Below are 23,560 nucleotides of genomic sequence, written 5' to 3' on the forward strand. Positions count from 1 at the left end.
CTCGAGATATTACGCAACCAAAGATAACCTTGGTGCAGTTAAAGGAAGTCTATACCAATCAGGAATAGCAACTGATTTGATATCAATAAGATCATTCGACCTTATACTCAAAGGCATTTTTGTAATATCTCTAGGCATAGAGATGTCTACACCCAAAGATAACAATCTGCGCCTATGTTCATAATATTGAGATCGACCAAGATTTAAATCATCACCATGTAACCACTTTAAATAAACACACTGAGTAGCATTCGCCGCCTGCTGGCTTTTGACAACATTGTTAGAAAGAAGCTGATCTGATACTGATTCGTACTGAGTATTCATAACTGTAAATCTCTTAATAACACCTTCTACATCTCTTAAAAACTCACTAAAATCACTCTCTTTTGTTAAGCCATAAAAACAAAGCTTTTTTCTCCTCAAAAAAGTTTGCTTAAACGAATGTTCCTCTCTTAACAATCCCAAATCATTACACCAATTAATTAACTTTCTGTAATACTCAAACTGATCGTCATCAGCCTTCTTCAATCTCTTTTTCTGATGCTTAATTAAATCACATGACTTGCAATAAACTTTCTTATAATGAAGATCTGATCCCTTATACCAATCAACCGTCATACCATTTGGATAAAGATAAGGCTCTTGACCCTTTCCTATCCGATGCCCGGACAATGCTTTTATAAATGCCCTTTCGGCACCCTTTCCTACCGAAAAATTACGAGTAAAGTCAATGTGATCAAACATCGCGCCATCTGACACAAGCTTAGCCCTAGTTCCATCCTCCCCCTGAAGGTAATCAAAACTAGTAGCCTTAGTTAAAACCGGTAAATCAAGCCTAAGCAAAATGCTGTTATAAACGGCAACGCAATCATCAAAAGAAGTGAAGCCAAAAACGTTTTCTGTGCGATTAAAACGACTAGGATTGCCCTGGATCGATATCTTGGAGCCATTGGATCGAATCGTAATCATGGAAGAATAGGAGCCTTCAAGCTTAAGGGATTTTGGAGAGTCGCTGATCGCTTCGCCCGTAGCTAAATCATAACGAAGCACTCCATGCTCCCCCACTATGGGAAGCCGAAAATCGTATTCCTGCTGCACATTAAGCTTGTCAATAAACCACATAAAAGTGTCTGCATTTTGAGCAATTTATCCGGACGTCCGGACTAAGTCGGGGTGTAACAGAGACCCCGACGAAACCTGTCAACTACCCTGTAGAATATATTTAATCATTACTATAGGGTATAAACAAGCTCGAAGGGGAAAACAGGGGGTAAAATAATGCCTACAGCATATGAAACGGAGATAAAAATGTCTTTCGGTGAAAATTTAAAACGTCTTAGAAGGGAAAAAGGATGGACCCAGGCTGAATTAGCCGAGAAAGCAGACCTAAAAAGCTCACATATCCCCAAGCTCGAGGGAAAAAGCGGAGACCCAAAGCTATCCACCATTTACAAACTAATGGAAGCTTTAGGGTGTTCCGCAGATAGCCTCATAACCGACAGTTCAAAAATGAGCGGTAGTCAAGTAATCAAAGCAATGATTGAGAGGATTGAGGAATTACCAGAACAGAATAAAAACATACTGTTGCATGTAATCGACCAATACTGTATCGCAGCTGGCATTGAAAAAACATTCAGTGCAGAAAAAAAGTGGTTTCACATTAAGTACATGACCGAAGCAACAAGCCCAATGGTTCCAAATCCAAACAATCCTATGAAGGAAAATGAAAAAAACCAGTGAAAATAGGGAAAATTAACATGTCAGAACTTAGCGGAAAGTTGATTGGATACATTGTTTACTTGGAAGAGTCAGATGAGTTCCTTATTAAAAGATCAAAGGATGGGTACCTGTGGGGGAAGTCAAAACCAGAGCTGGCGATGAGATTCGCAACTGAAAACCAAGCAAAGTATGTCGTAAAAAAACACGGGAAGAATGCTGTCATAGGCATGCTGTACGAATCAGAAAACAGGTACATTCTTAAGTACTAAATGCCCTTCAGGTAGGCTTAGCAGCGCTCACAGTCCATTGTGAGCTTGCACAGAGGGGTTCCCCCTCTGGACTCCCCATCAGCATAGAGTACAGCGCTAATTAGCGCAGAATCGTTCCTACGATTCTGAAACAGATCACCTCAAGCAGAAAGGTTAATCAAGAAAAAGAAAGGAAATTCCTAGCAATATGATCAATTATGCGACATAAGGTAATCAATTATGCGCATTTATGTATGGGGCAAGGTGCCGGTCAATACTGTTTTTATTATCCCTGCGGTGCTCGCTTGCACGCCTCGATCTTCATTATTAGCCCCAATCAATAAGCCAACGCTTTATACCTGTACCTGCGGTACATCCACAAAGCTTCCGGCTCAATACTTACAGACTCTTAAGTTGACTCTGAACTGCTCGAGCAACATCAACAAACGACTCTAGGTCGTCCATTACATTCTTTGCATCGATTGCTGTTTCGGATAGATTACCTTTGCCACATCTAATGATGTATTACCAAATCAATACACCGCTCTGAAGAATTTGAAATTTGAAAAAAATGTGTTCATCTAGACTAAGTTCTAGCTGTATAGGTATCATCTCCTGTTAAATACAGACGTTTATTTCATCATACTCATTAAAAAACGGACCTAGCTATGAATCGCATATTCTTGATATTAATTTTGCTTTGTATCTATCACGTAGATGCTCATGCTAAATCGTCATTCAATTTTGATGAGGCGTCGCAAGGTAAAAGAGTCATTATTGTTGGCGATCCTTTGACTGGTGACATCAAAGGCAGTAATTGGAAACAAACTCTGCTTTTTGATCTTTGTAATGATCCTGAGAAGACAAATTGCTCTTCCAAATACGATCAATTCAGAGGGCTTCGCGGTTTCTTTCATTCTATGACCCCGGAACCTACAAAAGGAAAATACAATATCTATCGTATTACCTTTGAAAACGGAAAGACCTATGGCTACCGTTACTATTCAGTTGAAGCTTCTGACCCCATAGAATCCAGTTCCTATTTCATTGATTACGACAAGTATTTGGAAGCTAATAAGCGCGTAGGTACTGCGTTAGGCAATAATATTTCTATCGAATACAAGAGCCTTATTACCTATGGAAAGATTCTTGCGTACACCCTTTCCAATGGCGAAACTCTTACAAAAGATGACATTGACGCCCGGATCAGTTTTATCAAAAAGCACGTAAAGAAAGAGCATACTAATGCATTTCTTGCCTTCAACCAATTAGACTTAAAACATGATGAATCCCAGGACAAATATTGGGTTTCCAACAAGCTTCGAGACAAAGACTCTGATCTATCTAAATTCCACCCAATTATGGTGTATATCTCTGTAAAAGATGAAGACAAGCAGATGAGGATCAAATTTAATTTTAGTGGAGATAGCTGGGTTTCATTTAATGATGTTACGGTTATTTCTGATCAGTTTCGATACGAAAAGCAAGGTGTGTATGGTGATGTAAAGCGTTACAGCAACCGAAATAATATATACGAATCGCTCGATCTTCCTGTTCTGGGTAAGGAAAAGTCGTTGATTGATGCTTTGTTAACGTACGCAGGAGGAACTGTGCGCTTTGCAGGAAAGGATCGCCAGGCTGAAAAAGATATACCCCCTGAAGCACTCGAACGAGTTCAGTTTATTGTGGACTTTTATCAGTGGTTATAACATCACGGGGAATTGGCGTGGATGAATCAGCTACACTGGATCATCCGCGTTATGGTCACTATAATAATTCACAAACTTACCTTGTCAGGACTTGGGTTGGTAAAACTCTAGGAATACTGTTATATATCAACAGATAACTGGTGTTACAGAGTTAGACTGATAGTCTTGATTATGCTCCGATTTCAAAGGTAAAACGATTTTTGACACCTTTTTCTCGTACAGGCTTACCGTTCACTTGTTTGGGTATGTATTCGAATAACTTTGCTGCGTCAACAGATACCTTTTCAAAAATCCCTTTCGGCTGGCATTCTGTTATCAATACATTTTCTGTTTTTCCTTCTATATTAATATCGTAAATGACAGTGCAGAAACCTGATATGTTGTTTGAGGCAGCATAACTCGGATATATTGGTGCAGCGCTATAAATTTTAATAGGATTGGTGCCTAGTTCTTTATTTTCTGTCTTACACGAAAACCAAAGGTTATGAATAGTCTTATTGATTCCCCCTCTCATATAGGAGCTATTTAATTTCCTACTGCGCTCGTCTATTACCATATTTATTGAGTAACAGTATTCTATGGCTTTATAAATTATAGCTTTTTGTTGAGCTATGCGATTCTCAGATGTGATTCTAGGTCCCTCACTTTCTAGGAAATACTGACCATCTGATAAGGTCATTACATTGCTCATGGTTGTACACGAACTCACAACTAAACATGCTATTGCTATCACTATTTTATTCAAATTTACTCTCCCTCAATTGAAACTCACTCCCCTCTTTGCCCAGTAACCTCAACTTAAAAAGTTGATATTGTTCCTAATACGCTTCGGCTGAGATCGAGCTTACTGTACTAGGTATTACTGTATAGTTATAGTTGATGTACAGAGTTAAGTTAATAGAGCCTGATTTAACCCACTGGACGGGGCCATCTATACCATATAAAACAACTTTATAGTCTGAGCCTAAACTGCTGGAAACGTTTTTAATGTCCTCTGTAACAAGCTCCAATATTTTGGATCGATATTGAGATGGATTTACAACACTGACATCTATTTCATCAAGAACTGCTATTTCCACTCGACCAGAAACAGGAATGGATTCTACAAATCTCTTCATGTTTGCGATCAGAGTTTCTGGTTTTTTTACGCTGGAAGAAATCGTTGTCTTTACTCTAATTTGGGCTTCACTTGTGTCAGGCCGGCTACCTTTTTCCAAATCGATACGGTAATTTTCATTTGTTAATGGTACAACGAACCCGTTTTGAACAACACTAAGTTCGATTTTTGAATCTTTAGCAGCTAGTTTTATAGAGTCTTGTAGCGTTTTGTATATTTCTTTTTTTCTTACTTCTTCCTCTCTCGTATCATTGGAGATTAGAAGCTTTAACAAAAGATAATCCCCTTTCTTTGTAAAAGTAACGCCTGGGTACTCATCTATAGATCCCCTAATCCCTGTTACGATAACCTCTTCCTCAATGAGTGCCTCTTGTGAATGAGCAATACCAGAAAAAAGAACCACAACAAACAATAGTATATTTAAAATATTCAATTTTACTTCCTTACAATTTTTGGGGTTTCGCGCCAACTATGGTTATAGTTTTCAAGTGGTGACAGCGTTCTCACGCTGACTCTAGCTTATTAAATATGTATGTTGCCGTAGCTGTTTTTTGGAACGCATATTTGTCAGCATGCCCTTCAAGTTTTTTTGAGTTGGTTTTACTCCAGTTGTGGGAATACCAGTCTATATGGTGTCCAACCTCATGATATAAAAGATTGCCAATATAATATTTTCGTAATTCTGGCAATTTCCATTTTGCACACCACCTGCCGTTCTTCAAACTAATGTCACCACACCAATTCCCAAGCTCTTTGAGTTTCCGTGAGGAAGGCTTTTTTCTCCCCAACTCTATAATCATGCTCCTGGGTATAGGATATAAAATAATAACTCTTACACCACTACCACATATAAATTCCGCTAGAGGTGTTTGCCCATTTTCGTAATCCGACTTCTTCAACCTTCGCAACCATATGTGGGTTATTTCTTTATGGTCCGGTTCGGGAAGAGCCTTTAAAGCTCTCTCAACTTCATGCACAGACAAAGGAAAGAAAAAATCCTTTGACGGATTATCCTCAATTAAAATTGGAAGATCATCATTTATACTTGGTTTTTTAAGGCTATGGCATCGTTTGAAGATATTGTCAGTCAAGCGAAGACGAGTACGACCACCGTGTATATCACCAAACTTTCTGCTTTTTCTCCATGCTGTTAGTTTACGATTCATACTCTTTCACTACTTCAATGGCTTTATCTAAATGCGTATATACTCGCAAGTGTATATCTTATAGCCTCCCGGCCGCTACCATTATTGTATAGATAGTGGTTTCAATTCGTCCCTTTATTCTGGCTTTCAAGCTGACGAACTAATTGCTTAATTTGCGGGTTATTGGGAATAAGTTGCGCAAGTTTTTTTGCGTGGCGTAATGCATTTGAATAATCCCCCTTCGCCTGATAGTTCAGTGCCAAACTGTAATTAATATCCGGGTTCGAAGGATTTAAGGTGTAGGCGCGTTGAAACTGCTCGATGGAAGCATCGCGATTTCCTATATCCTGTAATAACAACGCATAGGTATAGACAATGCTGGGATTAGGTTCAGCGCCATTCGCGGCACTTTGCAAATATTTAACGGCTTTTTCTTTGTTACCACTTCGCACAAAGCTCATTGCCATTGCATAAAGCACGGAATCTGCTTTCGGTTGTTTGGTTAATGCCCGAGATAGAATGTCTTGCACTTGGTTTTCATTCTGCCACTCACGGTATAAATCCGCGAGGTTGACGTAGGCAGGTATAAACGCAGGTTCGACCTCTATAGCTTTGCGATAATGTTTTTCGGCGTTTTTCGGGTGGCCCAAAACTTTTTCCAAATTGCCCAAATTGGTATGAGAGGAACCGCGGTCCGCGGCGTAGGTCTGAACCTCACGATATTCTTCTAACACGTCTTGCAAGCGTTTTTTATCTACGGCAACTAACCCCAGCGCTTCGGCCTGCACCAAACTACCTGCAAGCGCCCTGGCCGCTTCAGTTCGAATGGGTTTCAGATCGTCGTTCAGTAAAGTATTTAACATCGGCCATCGATCTGACAGCGAATATGGAACCGCAGCGACAATAGCGGCTTGCCGCATTAACGGATTTTCATCACGTACCCCGCGGATAATCGCCAACATGGCATCACGTCCAGGTACTAACGCCATTCGTTGTAGAGCCGATGCGCGAATAATATCGGGGGTTTGCCCGTCTTGTGCAATTTTCGATAATGCCCTTCCGGAATCCGCGGTTCCCAGTTCTGCTTTGTGAAAGGCTTGTGCAAAATGTTCACTGCCTATGTATTTACTGTCCGGGTGCCACTGCAGAATCGCCCGTTCTGACCACGCGGGTGTCTTGTCCTCATGACAATCATTACAGGCGTTAGGTACGCCCAGTGATTGGGTTAAGTCTGGTCTGGGTATTTTAAATGCATGGTCGCGTCGGTCGTCCACTTGCATATAGGTCGTGGCAGGCATATGGCAATCAACACAATAGGCACCTTGAGTGTCCGCCTGATGGCCATGATGGGCTGTCACATCGTAGGTGTTAGCTTCATGGCATTGAGTGCAAACGTAATTGCCCGGTAACTTTAGATTACCGGAATGCGGATTATGACAATTGGTACACGTCACCCCTGCCTGATATTTTTTACTTTGTAAGAGCGAGCCCCATACATAGTCTTCGTCCCAAATTTGTCCATCAAGGTGGTACAGCTCTGAAGTGAGCAATGAAGGTTGGTAAGTCTCGTAAAAATGTTCGGGCAATGCGCGGTCTTCAAACGGTGTACGACGTGAGTGACAGGCAGCGCAGATATCGATTTGCTTACTGGATTTAAGTGCGGTGATACCCGTCATTGAGCCTTTACCATCAGACTTAAATAACGGCGTTTTACTCCCGATATAATCTGGATAACCTTTATCAGCGATGGATGTTTCACCTGCAGCCCAACGCATATGTTGAGTACTATCGCCGTGACAAGCGGCACAGCCCACATTAATTTCGTCATAGGTGGACTGGTAGCTCATGCTTTCAAGATCGAAGCCTTTTTTAAACTCTGTGGAGTGGCAATCTGCACACATCTGGTTCCAGTTTTGCCCCATTTGCGTCCAGTGAAATTCATCATTCGGTTTGTGATCCGGGTGCAAAACAAACCAGCGCTGCCCTCCCTCCTCTTTACTCCGAGAATCCCACGCATAGGGGAAATATTGAAATTTACCGCGGCCTTCTTCAAACATATATTGCTGCAGTGGATAGTAACCAAATGTGTGGGTTACACGGTACTCAACCTGCTTTCCATTCACATTGGGCATATCTATAAAGTACTGCCCATCTATCTGTTTAAACGTCGCCTTTGCACCATCAAACTCTATGGTTTGATTGAGAAATTCACCCACATTAGTTGCACTGTTAATCTCAGCCATTGCATGAAAATGGTGAGAACTTTTCCATTCCGAAAACTGTTGAGTATGGCAACTGGCGCACTCTTCGCTACCAGAGTTTGCCGAAACGGATACGGCTTGCATCAGTGTCAAGCCTATTAAAATTTTTCCTGTATAACTTTGTTTTTTCAACCAACCCCAAGTAGCGCATATATGCTTGGCCACGTACTCACACCTCGAAAACATAAAAAACTATATATTCTTTATCTTTTATTAATTAAGACGCCCCATAAGAAGCCTTAGATCAGAAATTTTTAATCTAAAATTCATCCGTTATAGTGATATCTAAGGTTAACAACAAAAAAATACTCGTAACTCCGGCATTTTTTGCTCAATTAACAGCACTTCGTTAAGGAGAATGGATCTAAACCCGTCAGCAGAATTTCTTAATCATATCGTTAAAAACAAGAACGGCGCCCGAAGGCGCCGCTATTTCTTATTACTGCCGATTGGCCATGCTCTTGGCTTTTTGGATTGCCTCATTAATATTTAATGAAGCCCCCTCCTGGCGAGGTGGGAACTCAGAGAAGCTTTTGACATGATCGGTTAGCAAGGCAATCATTGGCTGGAACACCCAACTTTTTATCATGATTTGATGAAACCCGGTTATATCGTCATAGTGCTCGTATGGATCTTTACGCAAGTTAAACAGCTGAGGCATGGTGTGGAAAACCATATCATCAAAGTATCGCTCTTTAGTGGCAAAATGCATTTTCCAGGGGCCGACTCGCACCGCGGTTAAATCGCTCTCGTAATAATAGAAAAAGTGATTACGTGCAGACTTATCTTTTTTACCCATCCAGTAATCAAGATTGTTAAAGCCGTCGATATACACTTTATGCGACTTTTTCAGTTCTTCATTGATATTTGGACGACCTACGGCTGCAGCAACAGTTGGCAATACATCTTCATGAGCAGAAATACCATTCAGCTTTAAACCAGCTGGAATTTTTGCTGGCCAACGTACTAGGAATGGCGCGCGAACGCCACCTTCCCAGGTCGTCATTTTTTCTCCGCGGAACTGGGTTACACCAGCGTGGGGCCAGGTACTTTGTTCAGGGCCGTTATCGGTGGTGTAGATAACAATGGTGTTTTTATCCATACCCAATTGTTTAAGTTTATCGAGCAATTGGCCAACATGTCCGTCATGCTCCATTAAACCACTACCAAACAAGTCTTCCTCGGAACTAATTGGAGTAGCCAAATGACGACTTTCCTTTTTCAAATGGGTGTAAACATGCATCCGACTTGAAGCATGCCAAATAAAGAACGGTTTGTTGCTTTTCTTTGCACGCTCCATGAAGCCCAGACTACGAGCCAGAATCTCTTCATCGAAAACTTTCATTCGTTCCCGAGTCAATGGGCCAGTATCTTTCACTTTTTGGCCGCCATCCGCCGTAGCATAGGATTCAATCACACCACGAGGTAAAAACTTTTTACGAAACTCTGCGCTTTTAGGGTAATCTTCCTGTTCTGGCTCTTCCGATACATTAAGGTGATAAAGGTTGCCGTAAAATTCATCAAAGCCGTGCAGTGTTGGTAAATGTTGATCAAGATCTCCCAGATGATTCTTACCGTACTGGGCTGTCATATACCCTTCTTCTTTTAGAATCTCTGCCAACGTTGGATCTTCCTGACGAATACCCAATGGATTACCTGGTTGGCCAACCGTTGTTAACCCGGTTCGAATAGGCAGCTGTCCCATTAAAATTGCAGCACGACCGGCAGTACAACTTGGCTGAGAATAGTGGTCCGTAAATAATGCACCTTCATTGGCTATACGATCGATATTCGGTGTGGGGTACTGCATGCCATGGCTGTACGCACTCAACGAATTTGGCGCCACATCATCGACCATAATTAAGAGAACATTAGGTTTGTCTGAAGGTTCTGCACAAGCGGTTAAGTTGACCATCAAGCCAACTACCCAGACACAGCCCACTAATATTTTTTTTATTTTGGTACGTTTTGTCGTCACATACGTCATACTGTATTACCTTCCTCTTTGCGTTGGCATTTGCCAACTGTTATGTCTACTGTTAATTCCAAAATAAAATTAAACTGAGAAACAACAACACTAAATAGAAAGATCCTCGCAATACCTCTGAACCACTTTCGGGACCATGTATCCAACCGCACGATTTTCCACGGTACTGGAATGTTTAACCAGATGTCAACTTTTTCGTTCGTGACAGAATTCTAAATTAGAAAAGAAAAAAAGCATTTTTTAAATTACCCGCTATGCTTTTGTAAAACAAAATACAGTTAAGTGTCAGTTTTAACCAAAAAAATAGTTGTTTTTTTAATGTGTAGATAAAAATGTTTTAATTAACTCGCTTTTTGAAAGCAATTTCTTATATCTAAATTCTTTCTCAAGAATCCGGACAATCATACGAAATGCGCAATGTTTTTTAACGTGTGATATTAGACGTCATTTAATCCTTTAAACGGTTAATAGATCCATAACATTCCAACTTTTATGGCTTTCACCAAAAAATAATTAATGCTGCTTAATAGTGAGAAAACACTTCAGGAATCGAAAGCCAAAGAAGGCACATTGGTTTTTGTGTGCTTTAAGTTCAAATGAAGCATATGAATGGTTATACTCAAATGATAATCAATTTATACGTTTTTGCTTTGCCTTCCGGAATATATTTAGTTGAACTGTTTTTTATACGGTAACAACTTATTCTTCAAGGTTGTTATTTGCCTCAACAACACTAACAGTTTCATTTACTGTTGCTTTAAACAATAACTCATCGTCTGTTTCGATATTCTCCAAGTCCGCATTGCAAGTCAAGCTAACAGTGTAATCTCCAACTTCAATAAAGGGGATGTTGTAACTGAATTCACCGGAGACTTCATCGTATTCAACTAAAACTGTTGCGACCGGCTGCGCGCCTGCCGAACCTATATCATCAGGAATGACATCATGCCCGGCATAAACATAGATTGCATTGTGGCTTATTGGGTCGTCATCCGAGCAGTCGGTATCCAATAAAGTGGTATCTTCGATAACGCCGGATATGGAACCCGCTCTCGAATTTTCAATTAAGGTTAGGACCGGTTTGAGTAGATAGTTGTGGTCTTTTCCGCGGCGAACGATGGATTTTCGAACACTAAAATCAATGGTGTAAAAAATGCTCCCACTTTCAGGCACGATAATATTAGAGTTTAATTTCAATCCTGTTTGATCACCACTTGGAATAAACAGGTTATATTCAAGCCCACCTTCTTCAATCACAATTGAATGTTCGAATGTGGTTTCATCACCATCATCGTACAGGTTCAAGCGAACCCGATATTCGCCGGGAACGACTTCCAAACCACTCAATAAGGATAAAGTTGTACCAGACTGTAAGGTTAGCAGATCAACTCGTTCAACTTCATTCAAATCGTAGTCAACCCAGCCGCTGTCCTCGAAATTTAACGCGAGCCCTCGAATAGAAACATAGACATTACTCGCATTATCGACTGGCGCATCTGTCAGGTTGATTGAAAGCGTTGGCGTGCTTTGATTACTATCGTTTTTGTCGACTGATGATGAATTACTGTTGTAACCACCGCCTCCGCCACAGGAACAAAGAAAGAGGGAAAAGAATATGGGGTATGAAAATAACGTTTTCATTGGAACAGCACTCCAATATGATTTGCAGCATTCAGTAATGCCCTGCCTCTTGTCTTTCCCCCGCTTTAATCAAGCTGAAATACCCTGCTTTTTTTCATGCGATATTGCTGAATATTTTGGTATTGCAGTATTGAATATAGAAAGTCTGGCATTTAATACAACAAAGAGCAACGCTGCGAACGGCTTAGTAACCTTTTATTCTTTAAAAGGTTTTATGAAATTTTTTAAAAGTATTTGCAGGTAAAATTTATTAGGTTGGTCTGGCATGAGTTATGCGCATTTAGTAAAACTAGAGGTTCGGTTATGCTTGATCTCTACTTTATTTATTCTCATTAGATTTACCAGATTATTTGCAAAACGGCTTTTTATTCTTTTTTTGAAGGTCTCTATCCACTCAAATTTTGCACCATATACTAAAAAGAATAAGGGTATTAGGCAGCTCTGTCTGCTGTTGGCTTTTGAACAGAATTTCACCTTGTGGTGGTACCATAGCTATCGCGTCGCCTTTGGTTTCAGGAACCAACGCCTTCTCTGTTAGAGAATAAAAAAGAATAACCCATGTAATGCGATGCTATTTTTCGATTACATAATCAGGTCTTATAAATATAAACAGCCGTACTGTGAGGCAATAGAATCATGCGAGTCCATAGACACTTTTCAAAAGCATTATTACTTTCTACAACATTACTTGCCAGTGCCTGTGATCAGCAAAATCGAGTCGAACAGGCAATACCAGCCAAACAGAAACCTCTGGAATCAGCTGTTACGCGCGGTGTGTATGGTGACCCAGGCACGTTACTGGAGGCTGGGTATCGGTTTGACGAACTCGGCATGAATGCGATTTTTGTGCGCAGTATTTCGTTGGATGACGAAATCTATAACGCGGCTAAGAACCAGAATGCTCGTATTTTCGTGGAGTTCCCGACCTTATTAGGCCGGTATTATGTTGAAGAACACCCGGATGCATGGCCCATAGACCAGACAGGTAAAAAATCGCCACCGGCAGATTGGTTTATGGGGGTATGCCCCACCAACCCGGGCTTTAAGGCGCATCGCGAGCAGCAGTTACGCAATATATTGGCGAACTATAAAGTGGATGGGATTTTTCTGGATTATGTTCACTGGCATGCGCAGTTTGAAACCACAGATCCGATCTTGCCTGAGACCTGTTTTTGCGAGCACTGCATCTCTTCGTTCTCGAAACACAGCGGCATAACCGTACCGGATGGAAATACTGCCGAGCGGGCCTCCTGGATTTTAAGCCATACCGACCCGCAATGGCGTTCGTGGCGTAACCATGTGCTTAACCAGTGGGTATCGGATTTAGGTGAAGTGGTGGAGGAGGTTCAGCCGGACGCCCTACTGGGTGTATTCCATTGCGCCTGGTATCCCGAAGACCACAACGCCGCACTCTATCGTACCCTCGGTATTGATATGAAAGGCTTGGCCCGGAACGCCGATGTCCTTGCGCCCATGTTGTTCCATCGAATGAAGGCCAAACCCACTGAATGGGTCAGCGAATATACCTCCTGGCTTGGGCAGCAGATTAAGCAGTCCGATATCGGCCCTGGCCCAAAAATCTGGCCAATTGTGCAATCACACAATGCGCCGGGAGAAGTTACCCCCGAAGAATTTCGTCAGGTAATGATCGAAGGTGCCAAACCGCCATCGTCTGGAATTATGATGTTTTCGGATCGCTCGCTACTGGAAGACAAGGAGAAACTTGAGGTGATGCGGTCGCTCTACCTGAACGATAGATCTACCAATGATAGCGCCGCGAATGACAGTCAGCTTTAACATTACTCAATTAGCCCGTTTATTCACTTGGTATTCATCCCGATGAAATAAACAGGTTAACCTGAGTTCCGGTACTTATCCGGTACTTATCCGGTACTTAAAAGTACCGGAGTCAATTTTTAAACTGATTTACACCCACCTTCTTTAAGCACCCGTTTAGTCGACGCCGGATTATTTATTAATGCCGCCGGTGGGCGAATGGGTCGTTGAACCAGATTACCGCCACAATTTGGGCAGGTATGATTCAAGACATTTTCCGAACATGTCGAACAGAATGTACATTCAAAGGTACATATCACGGCTTCTATGGACTCGGGGGGTAAATCTTTATCACAACACTCGCAATTGGGTCTAAGTTCCAGCATTCAGTTCTATCCTTTTTTATGTCGAAATACATTCTCCGCGCGCCTGCTTTCACAGCATTTACGGCAGTAAATTGATATTAAAGTAGCGGATTAACAGAGCAAAAACCACAAAGATAACCATGGTCATCAGTGCCGATATCAGCAGACTATTCCAAAAACCAAAGCGATGCATTAGCGCGGGAAAAGCCAGAAACATCGGTAATGTGGGTATCACATACCAGAATGTATACCAGGCATGATTGGCAATTTTTTCTGCGGGTTGTTTTTCCACATATAACCAGATAAGCGCGAGTATAGTGACCATGGGCAATGCTGCAAACAGTGCACCCATTTTATCGCTGCGCTTTGCCAGCTCAGAAACCAAAACAACGATACCTGCCGTAACCAAGTATTTGGTAATAATCCAACTCATATTCCGTTCTCAAAAAATATTGGGCTTTGGGCTAGTTGCCAGAAAATGGCAAGTCATATCGAGAGTTATTCTCATTTAAAACGCAGATTATCGCAGAAACTGCCGCATATCACAGCTTTAGGTCATTCGACCAATGGAATCCCCCTGCTCACAGGCGTAGTCTCGCTGCAAAACAACTTCTTTCCCCTATTCGAGGTGACCATTATGGCTACGAAACGCGTTTATGATTTACCCACCCGTGTGTTTCATTGGCTTTTTGCTGCGAGCTTTGTTGTTGCGTTTACCATCGGTAAAACCATTGATGATGACTCGACGGTGTTTTCTTTCCATATGATCGCCGGCTTGTTGCTCTGCTTTTTAATTCTCTGGCGTATTCTGTGGGGCACAGTTGGCAGTCGCCACGCCCGCTTTTCCGATCTTCAGCTTAACCCCGCTGCGCTGGTTGCCTATGTGAAGGACGTATTTTCCTCCAGCGGACGACTCTGGTCTGGGCATAATCCCGCATCAAGCTGGGCAATGGTGTTGATGCTATCTATTGGCCTGACGATGGGCATAACCGGGTTCCTGATGACAACAGGCCAAGGCGGTGAAGCCGCTGAGGAAGTGCATGAGCTGCTGGCGAATGCGTTTATTGTTGTTGTGATTCTCCATATCGCTGGTGTACTTATTCATACAATTAAGCACAAAGACCCCATCGGTAAGAGTATGATTACTGGCTGTAAACAGAATGTGGCGGATGAAGAAGCCCCGGTTCCCGCGCATATCAAGACTGGGGTGGTATTGCTTTTACTCACGTTTGGTTTGGCCGGTTACCTTGTGTCCAACTTTGATCCCGCAACCCGAAACCTGTCTATCATGGGTAAACAGTTTCATCTTGCCGAGTTTGAAGATGGTGACGAACACGTGCATCACGAATATGAGCATGAATACGAACACGATGAGGATGACTAAGCACAAACATGAACAATAAAGACCGGGGGATTTTGCTATCAACACTGTTACTGATTGCCGCTTTTATTGCCACTGACCTGGTGAATGATTCACAGGATGGCGTAGCCTGGTGGCACCTTTTTGCAGAAGGCACTGCTGGCTTGCTCGCGTTGGGCGGTGTGTTTTATCTGCTGAAGGATATGATCAGACTGAAACAGGACCTAAGCAAAGCCCATGATCGTGAGCTTCGTTTAAAGGAGGAAGCCGATCAATGGCGGAATCAGGCCAAAGCCTATATTGATGGACTCTCTGCCATGATTGATACACAGCTTACCAATTGGAGCCTGACTCCGGCGGAACGTGAAGTGGCCTTTTTATTGTTAAAAGGAATGAGTTTAAAAGATGTTGCCGCAATACGCGGCACATCGGAGAAAACCGCCAGAGCTCAATCCATGTCTATTTATTCAAAGGCGGGTTTGACCAGCCGTTCCGAACTGTCTGCGTTTTTCCTCGAAGACCTATTACCGGCAAAGGAAGTAGGAAACAATTAATTGAACAGGGAAAATCAAAGGGTTTACTGAACGACGTATTGGTTTTAAAAACGATACGTCGCACTTACCGTACCGAATCGTTCATCTTCTTTTTGCCCCTCATACCATTTATTGGATTCTGCACTGGCAAACAGCATTGACCAACGCCCTAGATTCACTGATAACCCATAGCTGAGTACCCATTGTTCGTGGTTCAACTCAACGCCGTGGCTCTCGCGGAAAGTATTGCCTTCAATATACAAACTATTAAAAACATACCGGGTGTAAAAACTGGTAAACACGCTCCAGTTTCCGGTTTTGGTGCCGGCCATAGGGTTCACTTCGTGACCAGGCATAATCGACGCAGTCGGAAAGCTTTCTAATAAGTTGGAACCAAACCGTATTGTCCCGGCAGCACCAACATCGCTTTGTAAGTTACCAAGTGAACCGCTGACGGTAGAAATAATATCGAAGTCTACCCCTCTGCTTGTAAACTCATAATTTCGCCAGGATCGTTCCGCCTGAATAAGAAAGACCGGTTCATTCTTGAGTTGGTGATTCCACCCTTTCGGGTCGTCACCATTCGTTGTTTTGTGTATAAATTTTTGAGCCTCTTCCGCACCCGATATTGGCCCAACGACACCTGCTGCGAGTGTTAACCTGTCGGTTTGTTTTTCATCGAAGGCATAAAGCGTTGTACGGCCAATAAGTAACCCCGCATAGGGCGGTTCATCCTCGACCAGTTCACTGGTTTCAATATCTTGCGGTGTTTGCATGAGATGCGATAAACCATAAGAAATACCACGATACTTATTATTCATGGTATTGATGTACAGGTCTTTAATTATCCAATGGAGCCAATCTGGAGTATTGTCTTGAGTAAAACGATCAAACACGCCTTTTCCCCAAGAAGCACCGATACCGTTGGTATAGCCACCGTCCTCCTGTAGAAATACATCGTTTTCAAACGTAATAGAGAAAAAAGACATATCGTTATCCGACTCGCTATTGCTGGAATCGGCTAACGAGGAAATAAGAAACAACAGCAAGAATAGTATTGATCGCACCCTGTTCATCGACACCTCAACAATTGAGATCATTGGCGATCGCCAAGTCAGTCAAGGTATTAATGCGGCTGAGCAATTCGCAGTGAACCGCCAAATAGGATTTATCGCAGCGAACGATAGGGGCGGCGTGTTTCAATTGCTGGATAAGCTGGTCAAGAAACAGCATATCAAAGCTGTCCAAACTGCCGCCTTTTTGTAGCTTACTCAGTAACCCGTTAACTCGCGGCATCATATGTTGCCGCATCTCGCGAATGATCACTATCGCTGTGTTTTCTTCTGTCGTCATACCTCGACCCCGCACGCTAACCTCTATGCTTTAACCATATTTTAGGAGGGGGAATACAGAAAAAATATTTAATATAAATTGGCAAGTTATTAAATATTAATTATGGTTTGGCCTTTGTATAAGAAAGAAACGATGCAGGCAGGTACAAGGAAACCAAGCAGAGCGCTCTTATTCAAGTAAAAGCAGCATTTCTTTGGCGACAAGCGCTGCAGATGGTAAAAACATGCTAGATACAATACGCGCATCCGCAATAACATCATGCTTATCGCGAACGGTGTTTTTATTGATGGCTATCGCACCGTTTTCCCTTAGTTGTTGCTCGACAAGAAATGGTAACAACTCCCCATGTTTGGCCCAGTTTTTTTCTTTTTCTGTTGCATCGGGAAAACCGGCAACGCGCTTTCCCTGAACCAAATACTTACCGTTGGAGAGTTTTGCATTGGCAAAGCCTCCAGCGCCGTGTCCGCAGCTACCAACAATGCCGCCGTTCTCGTAGATTTTGGCTATAACTTCTTGAAGCTTCTTGTTGGAGGCAACATCAAATAACACACCATAACCTCCACCAATAAATACCGCCGAGTAATTGTTCGGTTGAATTTGTTCCGGCTTGAGAGAGTTATTGGCTTTTTCCAGAAAGCCTTCGTACTTAATGGTGTAGCTACTGATACCCAGCGGGTCCATCATAAATGGCACCGCCCCTCCGTTAGGAGAAGCAAAGTCCACATCGTAACCATGGGAGACAAAAACATGATATGGCGGAGCAAACTCCCATAGGTTGTTTCTTGCATCATGTTTTTCTGCATCCCCCATATCAATGGCGTTTGATGCAATAATTAATACCTTCTTTTCTGACGCATGCCCGAAGGTTGCTGAGAGTAACGTTACAATAAATAAAAAACGTAACCAGTTTTGCATTTCGATCCCTGTTTCGTATTGCCATAACGAATGCTGTAATAAATATGTGTTACAGCATTCATCTATTTTTATATTCCAATTTGTGCCGTATAACCGACAGTGGTAATTAATTCTGGGATAACGTCAACTCAACTTTTTCAGAGTGATCTGAGTTCAGTGTGTCTGACGAGACTTCGATATCTTGCTTTGATTGCGCCGCACTGCCAGACATAGAAATTCGAGCAACGATAGTCACTTTGTCGACAGACGAAATATTTCTTCCCGGCATCATGGCCATGGTGTCATTCATCACCAGAGTAACGGGTAAATCAGAAACCATTTTTCGAACCGCGGCAAGCGGAGGGCCATTTTCACCAACAGCACGAACAAATATAAATACTCTGCTATTGGGATCGAGACTGTTCTTGAGTTCAGAAGAAATACTGACACTCACAGGAATACCGTTAGGAGAATTTGCAGAAGCATTGTTCTTGTTTATAGCATCCATTACACCATTGGTGATAATACTTGAAACATTTTCTCTTTTAGCGTGGTTAGCATGAGGATTACCCTGCATGGGCATGTTGCTGTTTGGTTGCAACGGTGGGCCGTCATACCCCAGCTCTTTGGCTTTTTCATAGGCGAATTTAGCCTCATCCCATTGCTGCATGTAGTTGTAAGATTTGGCAAGTAATATCCAGCCTTCCAAATCATCTGGATTGCTTTCCAGGCGCTGTCGTAGTCCTTGGGTCAGCGAATCCACGGAACCTATATGTCCCTTTTCTGACGGATTGGATACGGCATTTTCTGCATGAATATTCGCGCTTAGCATGCCGGCTGCAATTGCCAGGGCAATAGAAAAGCGGGAACAACTATTAAATAGGTTATTTAGTGGTTTCAATGTTCTCTACCTGATAGGTTCTCGTGAAAGTTATATTTTTATTGGTTTTTATTTTTAAAAAACGCCTAAAACAGATTGTTCTTTTAAGTACGCATAGATAGTCTGGTTTTTTCGTTCGGCTACATCCAGAGCGGAAATACCCAACTTGTTTTTTCTTCCCGGTTTGGCTTTTTCTCCTACTAGCAGTTTAACGATGTTCATATCCTCATGTTCTGTCGCGACGATCAACGCCGTGTTCCCCAGTTCATTACGAAGCTCAACATCGACACCTTTAGAGATAAGCCATTGCACAAGTTTAGCATTACCTGTAGCAGCTGCAGCAATGAGTGGTGTATCACCGGACTGAGTTTTTAGGTTAACGTCATTAGCTGGAAATAGCAAAACAGCACACTCATAACAGTTTCGCTCTACTGCCACGAAAAATGGGGTTTTGCCCTGATTATCTGCAGATTGTGTTTTTACTACACGGGATAAACGTTTAATTAATTCCGGGTTGTTGTTGTAAGCCGCATACCATATTGCACTTCTCCCCAGATCATCGCTTACGGCGTGCAATTTGGTTTCTTTACTCAAACTTACAGCAACATCGGCTAAGTTGGCTTTTGCCGACAACAGTAAATAGCGACTGGCCTTCGATAACTTCCGGTTTTCTTTCACGTACTGCAATAAGAGTAAGGCGCTTTCACTGTGTTCAGATTGAATTGCCCAGCCAATGGCGTCCATTTGGTTGTCATCCATTTGTAGAGGGTCTGCACCGGCATCCAACAATACTTGAATCATCGCAGAATCATTTTGCCTTGCTGCACTGTGTAGTGCGGTAATGCCCCCTGCCCCCGGTTGATTGACGTCCGCCTTTCTTTGTAGAAAAACATTTACCATATCTGCGTTTTTCGCATTTACTGCTAATAACAACAAGTGCGATCCGTCAGGCATTATTTGATTTAATAATGCTGGCTGATCATCAACAATTTTTTGCGTAAGCGTTACATTGCCACTAAACATTACTTTTGCCAGCTCTGCCAACGAAACCTCTCGCACCCCTTTTTTTGTTTCAAAAAATGTTTCCGGAGTAACGCTAAGTATGGTGTTAGTATTGGTCCAGCCTTTACCGTGAGTAGCCCCCTTTTGTTTAAGCAACTGAATAATGCTTTTATCCCCTTTGTATTCGGCCATATCCAGGGGCGTCCAGCCATCAATATTCTGTTGATTAACCGGTGTTTTGTGCTGCATTAAAATACTGGCCATTTGAGGTTGTTGTAGCCGAATAATGTAATGCCATAAATTATCACCATTGCCTAACACATGGTCGACTTGCCCTCCAGCAGCTAAGATTTTTTTTAGCACAGGTTTATTGCCTGTTCTCGCCGCGGCAAAGGCAGGTGTATCACCAAATTTGTCACGATGATTTGGGTTTGCCTTATTGGCGAGCAGCCAATCAACCGCTTCAGTACTTTTTGACTCGATCGCAGCAAAAAGCGCCGTTCTGCCTGCGCTGTCAACCTGGTCGATTATCTGTCCTTCTTTTACCAATCTTTTTAATTCTTCGGGAGAGTTTTTGCGCGCAGCCCCAAACCAGAGCGAATTATTTTCGTCGTCACCTTCTAATGCATGAATAAAGTTTTCTCCGCGTCCTTCGATTAATTCCAATGCCGGACGATACCCGAGTTGAGCTGAGCGCTGAATGAGTTCTCCTGCTTTCTGCTTATTTTCTTCCCGTATTAGCATTCCCATTTGATACAGCGCTGCCGGATGATTTTGCGCAGAGGCCTTACCCAACCATGTTCGAGCAGCATTTTTGTCGACTCGTCCTCCCGTACCAAGGGTCAGCATATTAGAAAGCTGATATTGTGCTTCCGCATCACCATTAGTTGCCGCCGCCTGATAAAGAGAAAATGCGCGTTTAAAATCCTGCATCCTTAAGGATTTTTCCGCACTTTTAACTTGAGGGCTTTTGATTGTTGATATCTCACTGTTTGTTGCCTGCGCAGCAAAAACAATAAACGAGGAGAGCATGAATAAACTTGCAATGGTTAATCTGATCATAAAAGCATTAAGCCGTGCCGAATTTTTCTTCAACCTGAATACCTATTTTCTTTAAAAACGGAGTTGGCAAGATTCCACCCGCACAAATAATAACGGCATCGTTTGGTATAGACTCGTGTTTGTCATTCTTGTTAATGGTGACACTGTCGGAGTCGATACGTACTACCGTAGATTCAAGCATCACTCTTAAATTTCCGCGCTTTTCACACTCAGCGATACGCTGTCGATTTTTCTCCTTGGCCCGGGAAAAGGCTGCACTACGGTAACTCAACACAACATGTGTTCGCGGACTTTCGGCAATGGCAACCGCGGCTTCCAGTGCGCTATCACCGCCACCCACAACCAAAACATGCTTTCCTATATATTGGTCGGGGTCGGCCAACCGGTATACGACTTTAGGTAATTCTTCGCCCGGAACATCCAGCTTCCGAGGCGTTCCCCTACGACCCATAGCCAATAATATCTGGCTAACACGAAGTTTTCCTTTATTGGTTAATATGGCAAAACCTTCTGGAATTTTTGTTATTTCCTCTACATGCACACCGGTTTTGATATTGAGGGGAAAATCCCTGAGCACACCATGAAAATAATCAATGAGTTCTTCTTTGCTGGTTTCCCGAAATTGGAATTTGCCTGCCAGAGGTAATTTTGCCGGTTGTGTCATCACAACTTTACCTCTCGGGTAATGGGCAATGGTTCCTCCTACAGTATCCTGCTCTAGGGTTATTGCATTTATTTTCTTTTCTTTTGCGGCAAGCGACGCAGACAAACCCGCAGCGCCAGCCCCGATAATCGCCAAATCATATTTGGTATTCGACTTTTTCGGCCGATTTTTTGCAATGGCTTCGATGGCCTTCTGACCTTGAACAATCGCGTTGCGAATAAGCCCCATTCCGCCCAATTCGCCGGCAATATAAATGCCCGGAACACTCGTTTCAAAATCCCTACTTACAATAGGGATTTCTACTCCGCGTGTTGCGCTACCAAACACCAAAGAAATTGCCTTCCCCGGACATGCGTCCATACATGCACCGTGCCCAATACATGCAGTTGGTTCTATTAATACAGCTTTGCGATTAATTAAACCAAGAATTTCACCTTCCGGGCAGGCTTTAACGCAGGTTCCACAGCCCAGACAACGATTAGGATCAATCACGGGATGTAGGGTTGCCGGCTCACCCAGCCCATGCTCCTTGGCTTGATTTAACTGGCGGACAGCTCGCCGGTGTTTCTGGTTTTGGCGAAAACCATAAATTAGCCATATTAATAACAGCGGCAAGACAAAGAACAAAAGATAAAATTCAAGTTCGTTCATGAAAACCCAATATCTCGATAGTAAAAATCCAATTCGCATTATAAAAAGAGTTAAATCACCACCCGAATAATGCACTCTTGTAGTTTTATTCCATGTTTTTTTAATTTTTTTGTTAATGGACAAATAAATGTTTATCTGTAAATGAAATTAAATCCCATTAACAATTACAAACTTCGCCATCATTTTAAATGCGCGCGAACGATCACAGATTAGCGTTAAAGACTGGTTCGTATATAGACAAGTTTCACAGAACTCTCTAATATTTTTCCCTCTAATATATAATAAGAATATAAAAGGTACATCATGCCAAACGCTCAACGTGTGGATATCACTAAGCGTTGGATGCAACGTTCTTCTAACTTGCTAACAGCATTGTGGTACACAAGTATTTCTGCTGCGATTTTCTGGGGATGGTTAAATCGCAACGAAGGATGGCTCGTCGCCGAGAGTGGGCTCGGCTATGCCCTGGGAATTATTGGCTCCAGCATGATGCTGTTGTTGTTGACCTATAGCTTGAGCAAACGCTGGGAGTTGGTGCGTCGCTATCTTTCGGTTAGATTCTGGTTCCGATTACACATGATATTTGGTGTACTCGGCCCGCTTGCTATTTTATTTCACAGCAACTTTCACCTCGCTTCGTTAAACAGTACCGTATCACTGATATGTATGTTGGTCGTAGCAATCAGTGGAATTATAGGCCGCTACCTGTATACCTATATTCACTATGGTGTTTATGGAGAACGAATCAAAGTCAGCGACATATTGCAGGACTTTAACCTGGTAGAAGCCGAAATTATGGATTTGGCAAAGTTGGAAAAGCAAAAGCTAGCAGCAAAAAAGCTGTTTGCTGCATCACGCGCGTTAATTGAAAACCAAAAAAACAGCTTCGGAATCATTGCCACCTATAAAAATGTAAAGCGCGCGCGATTAATTGCGGTCAATATGCAGAAGTTGACCCAGCATATGTCAGCGTACTATGAAAAAGCCTCACACCCACCAAAGCAACTAAAGGTTATCCAAAATAATTTACGGCAGAACAATACCATCTTGTTTTCTGCGTTAAAAAAACTGCCTCGCCTACAGCTATTCGAACGTTTGTTTTCGTTGTGGCATGTGGCTCATATCCCGATATTTGTACTGATGATTGTTTCGGTCGTTGTACATATTTGGGTTGTGCACATGTATTAAATATT

General features: G+C 42.4%; 22 protein-coding genes. 7 read left to right on the top strand and 15 right to left on the bottom strand.

The features are described 5' to 3' along the window. Window positions 1-9 precede the first annotated feature (9 nt). Entirely contained in the window at window positions 10-1,122 is a 1,113-nt protein-coding gene (locus tag P5V12_RS09620) for a phage/plasmid replication protein (RefSeq protein WP_316957135.1), read from the bottom strand. A gap of 156 nt (window positions 1,123-1,278) precedes the next feature. Here P5V12_RS09620 and P5V12_RS09625 point away from each other — a divergent pair, with 156 nt between their 5' ends. The 3 genes from P5V12_RS09625 to P5V12_RS09635 all read left to right on the top strand — a co-directional run bounded on the left by P5V12_RS09625 (window position 1,279) and on the right by P5V12_RS09635 (window position 3,676). Then, window positions 1,279-1,740 carry a helix-turn-helix transcriptional regulator gene (locus tag P5V12_RS09625; RefSeq protein ID WP_316957136.1) on the top strand — a complete coding sequence of 154 codons (462 nt, stop codon included), beginning with the start codon at window positions 1,279-1,281 and terminating at the stop codon, window positions 1,738-1,740. A gap of 17 nt (window positions 1,741-1,757) precedes the next feature. Then, the gene (locus tag P5V12_RS09630; RefSeq protein ID WP_316957137.1) at window positions 1,758-1,988 is read left to right on the top strand and encodes a hypothetical protein; all 231 of its coding nucleotides are present in this window, start codon (window positions 1,758-1,760) and stop codon (window positions 1,986-1,988) included. 647 nt (window positions 1,989-2,635) lie between these two features. Next, complete coding sequence (locus P5V12_RS09635; protein WP_316957138.1) at window positions 2,636-3,676, top strand: hypothetical protein; 1,041 nt, start codon at window positions 2,636-2,638, stop codon at window positions 3,674-3,676. Window positions 3,677-3,845: 169 nt separating this feature from the next. On the opposite strand, the gene P5V12_RS09640 is transcribed toward P5V12_RS09635, so the two are convergent. From P5V12_RS09640 to P5V12_RS09665, 6 genes are all read right to left on the bottom strand, one after another. Continuing rightward, on the bottom strand, window positions 3,846-4,355 hold the full coding sequence (locus P5V12_RS09640) for an energy transducer TonB (RefSeq protein ID WP_316957139.1): 510 nt from the start codon (window positions 4,353-4,355) through the stop codon (window positions 3,846-3,848). Between the two features lie 139 nt (window positions 4,356-4,494). Then, the gene (locus tag P5V12_RS09645; RefSeq protein ID WP_316957140.1) at window positions 4,495-5,226 is read right to left on the bottom strand and encodes a hypothetical protein; all 732 of its coding nucleotides are present in this window, start codon (window positions 5,224-5,226) and stop codon (window positions 4,495-4,497) included. Window positions 5,227-5,296: 70 nt separating this feature from the next. After that, complete coding sequence (locus P5V12_RS09650) at window positions 5,297-5,959, bottom strand: hypothetical protein (protein WP_316957141.1); 663 nt, start codon at window positions 5,957-5,959, stop codon at window positions 5,297-5,299. Between the two features lie 101 nt (window positions 5,960-6,060). After that, complete coding sequence (locus P5V12_RS09655; RefSeq protein WP_316957142.1) at window positions 6,061-8,283, bottom strand: multiheme c-type cytochrome; 2,223 nt, start codon at window positions 8,281-8,283, stop codon at window positions 6,061-6,063. Window positions 8,284-8,638: 355 nt separating this feature from the next. Then, on the bottom strand, window positions 8,639-10,186 hold the full coding sequence (locus P5V12_RS09660) for an arylsulfatase (protein WP_316957143.1): 1,548 nt from the start codon (window positions 10,184-10,186) through the stop codon (window positions 8,639-8,641). A 699-nt stretch (window positions 10,187-10,885) separates the two neighbouring features. After that, the gene (locus P5V12_RS09665; RefSeq protein ID WP_316957144.1) at window positions 10,886-11,827 is read right to left on the bottom strand and encodes a DUF4382 domain-containing protein; all 942 of its coding nucleotides are present in this window, start codon (window positions 11,825-11,827) and stop codon (window positions 10,886-10,888) included. A gap of 636 nt (window positions 11,828-12,463) precedes the next feature. On the opposite strand from P5V12_RS09665, the gene P5V12_RS09670 reads away from it, so the two are divergent. Next, the gene (locus P5V12_RS09670) at window positions 12,464-13,624 is read left to right on the top strand and encodes a hypothetical protein (protein WP_316957145.1); all 1,161 of its coding nucleotides are present in this window, start codon (window positions 12,464-12,466) and stop codon (window positions 13,622-13,624) included. A gap of 119 nt (window positions 13,625-13,743) precedes the next feature. Here the strand turns inward: P5V12_RS09670 and P5V12_RS09675 are convergent, their stop codons facing one another. Together P5V12_RS09675 and P5V12_RS09680 are read right to left on the bottom strand one after the other, a co-directional pair. Further along, window positions 13,744-13,989 (bottom strand): DUF1272 domain-containing protein, encoded by a 246-nt coding sequence (locus tag P5V12_RS09675; RefSeq protein ID WP_316957146.1) that lies wholly within the window; start codon window positions 13,987-13,989, stop codon window positions 13,744-13,746. Window positions 13,990-14,047: 58 nt separating this feature from the next. Next, the gene (locus P5V12_RS09680) at window positions 14,048-14,401 is read right to left on the bottom strand and encodes a DUF3147 family protein (RefSeq protein ID WP_316957147.1); all 354 of its coding nucleotides are present in this window, start codon (window positions 14,399-14,401) and stop codon (window positions 14,048-14,050) included. A 204-nt stretch (window positions 14,402-14,605) separates the two neighbouring features. On the opposite strand from P5V12_RS09680, the gene P5V12_RS09685 reads away from it, so the two are divergent. Both P5V12_RS09685 and P5V12_RS09690 read left to right on the top strand, forming a co-directional pair. Beyond that, window positions 14,606-15,352, top strand: coding sequence for a cytochrome b/b6 domain-containing protein (locus P5V12_RS09685; protein WP_316957148.1), 747 nt, complete (start codon window positions 14,606-14,608; stop codon window positions 15,350-15,352). A gap of 8 nt (window positions 15,353-15,360) precedes the next feature. Beyond that, complete coding sequence (locus tag P5V12_RS09690) at window positions 15,361-15,882, top strand: helix-turn-helix transcriptional regulator (protein ID WP_316957149.1); 522 nt, start codon at window positions 15,361-15,363, stop codon at window positions 15,880-15,882. Between the two features lie 44 nt (window positions 15,883-15,926). On the opposite strand, the gene P5V12_RS09695 is transcribed toward P5V12_RS09690, so the two are convergent. The 6 genes from P5V12_RS09695 to P5V12_RS09720 form a co-directional block, all read right to left on the bottom strand. Beyond that, a complete protein-coding gene (locus P5V12_RS09695; RefSeq protein WP_316957150.1) occupies window positions 15,927-16,961 on the bottom strand; it encodes a lipid A deacylase LpxR family protein in 1,035 nt (344 codons plus the stop codon). Beyond that, complete coding sequence (locus P5V12_RS09700; RefSeq protein ID WP_316957151.1) at window positions 16,945-17,214, bottom strand: hypothetical protein; 270 nt, start codon at window positions 17,212-17,214, stop codon at window positions 16,945-16,947. The genes P5V12_RS09695 and P5V12_RS09700 overlap by 17 nt, the downstream gene beginning before the upstream one ends. 168 nt (window positions 17,215-17,382) lie before the next feature. Next, window positions 17,383-18,129, bottom strand: coding sequence for a type 1 glutamine amidotransferase domain-containing protein (locus P5V12_RS09705; protein ID WP_316957152.1), 747 nt, complete (start codon window positions 18,127-18,129; stop codon window positions 17,383-17,385). A gap of 106 nt (window positions 18,130-18,235) precedes the next feature. After that, window positions 18,236-19,009 (bottom strand): hypothetical protein, encoded by a 774-nt coding sequence (locus P5V12_RS09710; RefSeq protein WP_316957153.1) that lies wholly within the window; start codon window positions 19,007-19,009, stop codon window positions 18,236-18,238. A 54-nt stretch (window positions 19,010-19,063) separates the two neighbouring features. Beyond that, a complete protein-coding gene (locus tag P5V12_RS09715; RefSeq protein WP_316957154.1) occupies window positions 19,064-21,052 on the bottom strand; it encodes an ankyrin repeat domain-containing protein in 1,989 nt (662 codons plus the stop codon). Window positions 21,053-21,059: 7 nt separating this feature from the next. Then, complete coding sequence (locus tag P5V12_RS09720) at window positions 21,060-22,367, bottom strand: NAD(P)-binding domain-containing protein (RefSeq protein ID WP_316957155.1); 1,308 nt, start codon at window positions 22,365-22,367, stop codon at window positions 21,060-21,062. A gap of 303 nt (window positions 22,368-22,670) precedes the next feature. On the opposite strand from P5V12_RS09720, the gene P5V12_RS09725 reads away from it, so the two are divergent. Continuing rightward, complete coding sequence (locus P5V12_RS09725; protein WP_316957156.1) at window positions 22,671-23,555, top strand: hypothetical protein; 885 nt, start codon at window positions 22,671-22,673, stop codon at window positions 23,553-23,555. Window positions 23,556-23,560 lie beyond the last annotated feature (5 nt).

It is taken from the genome of Teredinibacter sp. KSP-S5-2 (assembly GCF_032773895.1).
Lineage (GTDB): Bacteria > Pseudomonadota > Gammaproteobacteria > Pseudomonadales > Cellvibrionaceae.

Bases quoted from the DNA above. Each gene is read 5' to 3' on its own strand.
- P5V12_RS09665 (WP_316957144.1), bottom strand. From the start codon at position 11,827: ATGAAAACGTTATTTTCATACCCCATATTCTTTTCCCTCTTTCTTTGT.
- P5V12_RS09700 (WP_316957151.1), bottom strand. From the start codon at position 17,214: ATGACGACAGAAGAAAACACAGCGATAGTGATCATTCGCGAGATGCGG.
- P5V12_RS09720 (WP_316957155.1), bottom strand. From the start codon at position 22,367: ATGAACGAACTTGAATTTTATCTTTTGTTCTTTGTCTTGCCGCTGTTA.
- P5V12_RS09625 (WP_316957136.1), top strand. From the start codon at position 1,279: ATGCCTACAGCATATGAAACGGAGATAAAAATGTCTTTCGGTGAAAAT.
- P5V12_RS09660 (WP_316957143.1), bottom strand. From the start codon at position 10,186: ATGACGTATGTGACGACAAAACGTACCAAAATAAAAAAAATATTAGTG.
- P5V12_RS09620 (WP_316957135.1), bottom strand. From the start codon at position 1,122: ATGTGGTTTATTGACAAGCTTAATGTGCAGCAGGAATACGATTTTCGG.
- P5V12_RS09655 (WP_316957142.1), bottom strand. From the start codon at position 8,283: ATGCAAGCCGTATCCGTTTCGGCAAACTCTGGTAGCGAAGAGTGCGCC.
- P5V12_RS09670 (WP_316957145.1), top strand. From the start codon at position 12,464: ATGCGAGTCCATAGACACTTTTCAAAAGCATTATTACTTTCTACAACA.
- P5V12_RS09685 (WP_316957148.1), top strand. From the start codon at position 14,606: ATGGCTACGAAACGCGTTTATGATTTACCCACCCGTGTGTTTCATTGG.
- P5V12_RS09640 (WP_316957139.1), bottom strand. From the start codon at position 4,355: ATGACCTTATCAGATGGTCAGTATTTCCTAGAAAGTGAGGGACCTAGA.
- P5V12_RS09635 (WP_316957138.1), top strand. From the start codon at position 2,636: ATGAATCGCATATTCTTGATATTAATTTTGCTTTGTATCTATCACGTA.
- P5V12_RS09675 (WP_316957146.1), bottom strand. From the start codon at position 13,989: ATGCTGGAACTTAGACCCAATTGCGAGTGTTGTGATAAAGATTTACCC.
- P5V12_RS09715 (WP_316957154.1), bottom strand. From the start codon at position 21,052: ATGATCAGATTAACCATTGCAAGTTTATTCATGCTCTCCTCGTTTATT.
- P5V12_RS09630 (WP_316957137.1), top strand. From the start codon at position 1,758: ATGTCAGAACTTAGCGGAAAGTTGATTGGATACATTGTTTACTTGGAA.
- P5V12_RS09650 (WP_316957141.1), bottom strand. From the start codon at position 5,959: ATGAATCGTAAACTAACAGCATGGAGAAAAAGCAGAAAGTTTGGTGAT.
- P5V12_RS09695 (WP_316957150.1), bottom strand. From the start codon at position 16,961: ATGATCTCAATTGTTGAGGTGTCGATGAACAGGGTGCGATCAATACTA.
- P5V12_RS09680 (WP_316957147.1), bottom strand. From the start codon at position 14,401: ATGAGTTGGATTATTACCAAATACTTGGTTACGGCAGGTATCGTTGTT.
- P5V12_RS09705 (WP_316957152.1), bottom strand. From the start codon at position 18,129: ATGCAAAACTGGTTACGTTTTTTATTTATTGTAACGTTACTCTCAGCA.
- P5V12_RS09690 (WP_316957149.1), top strand. From the start codon at position 15,361: ATGAACAATAAAGACCGGGGGATTTTGCTATCAACACTGTTACTGATT.
- P5V12_RS09725 (WP_316957156.1), top strand. From the start codon at position 22,671: ATGCCAAACGCTCAACGTGTGGATATCACTAAGCGTTGGATGCAACGT.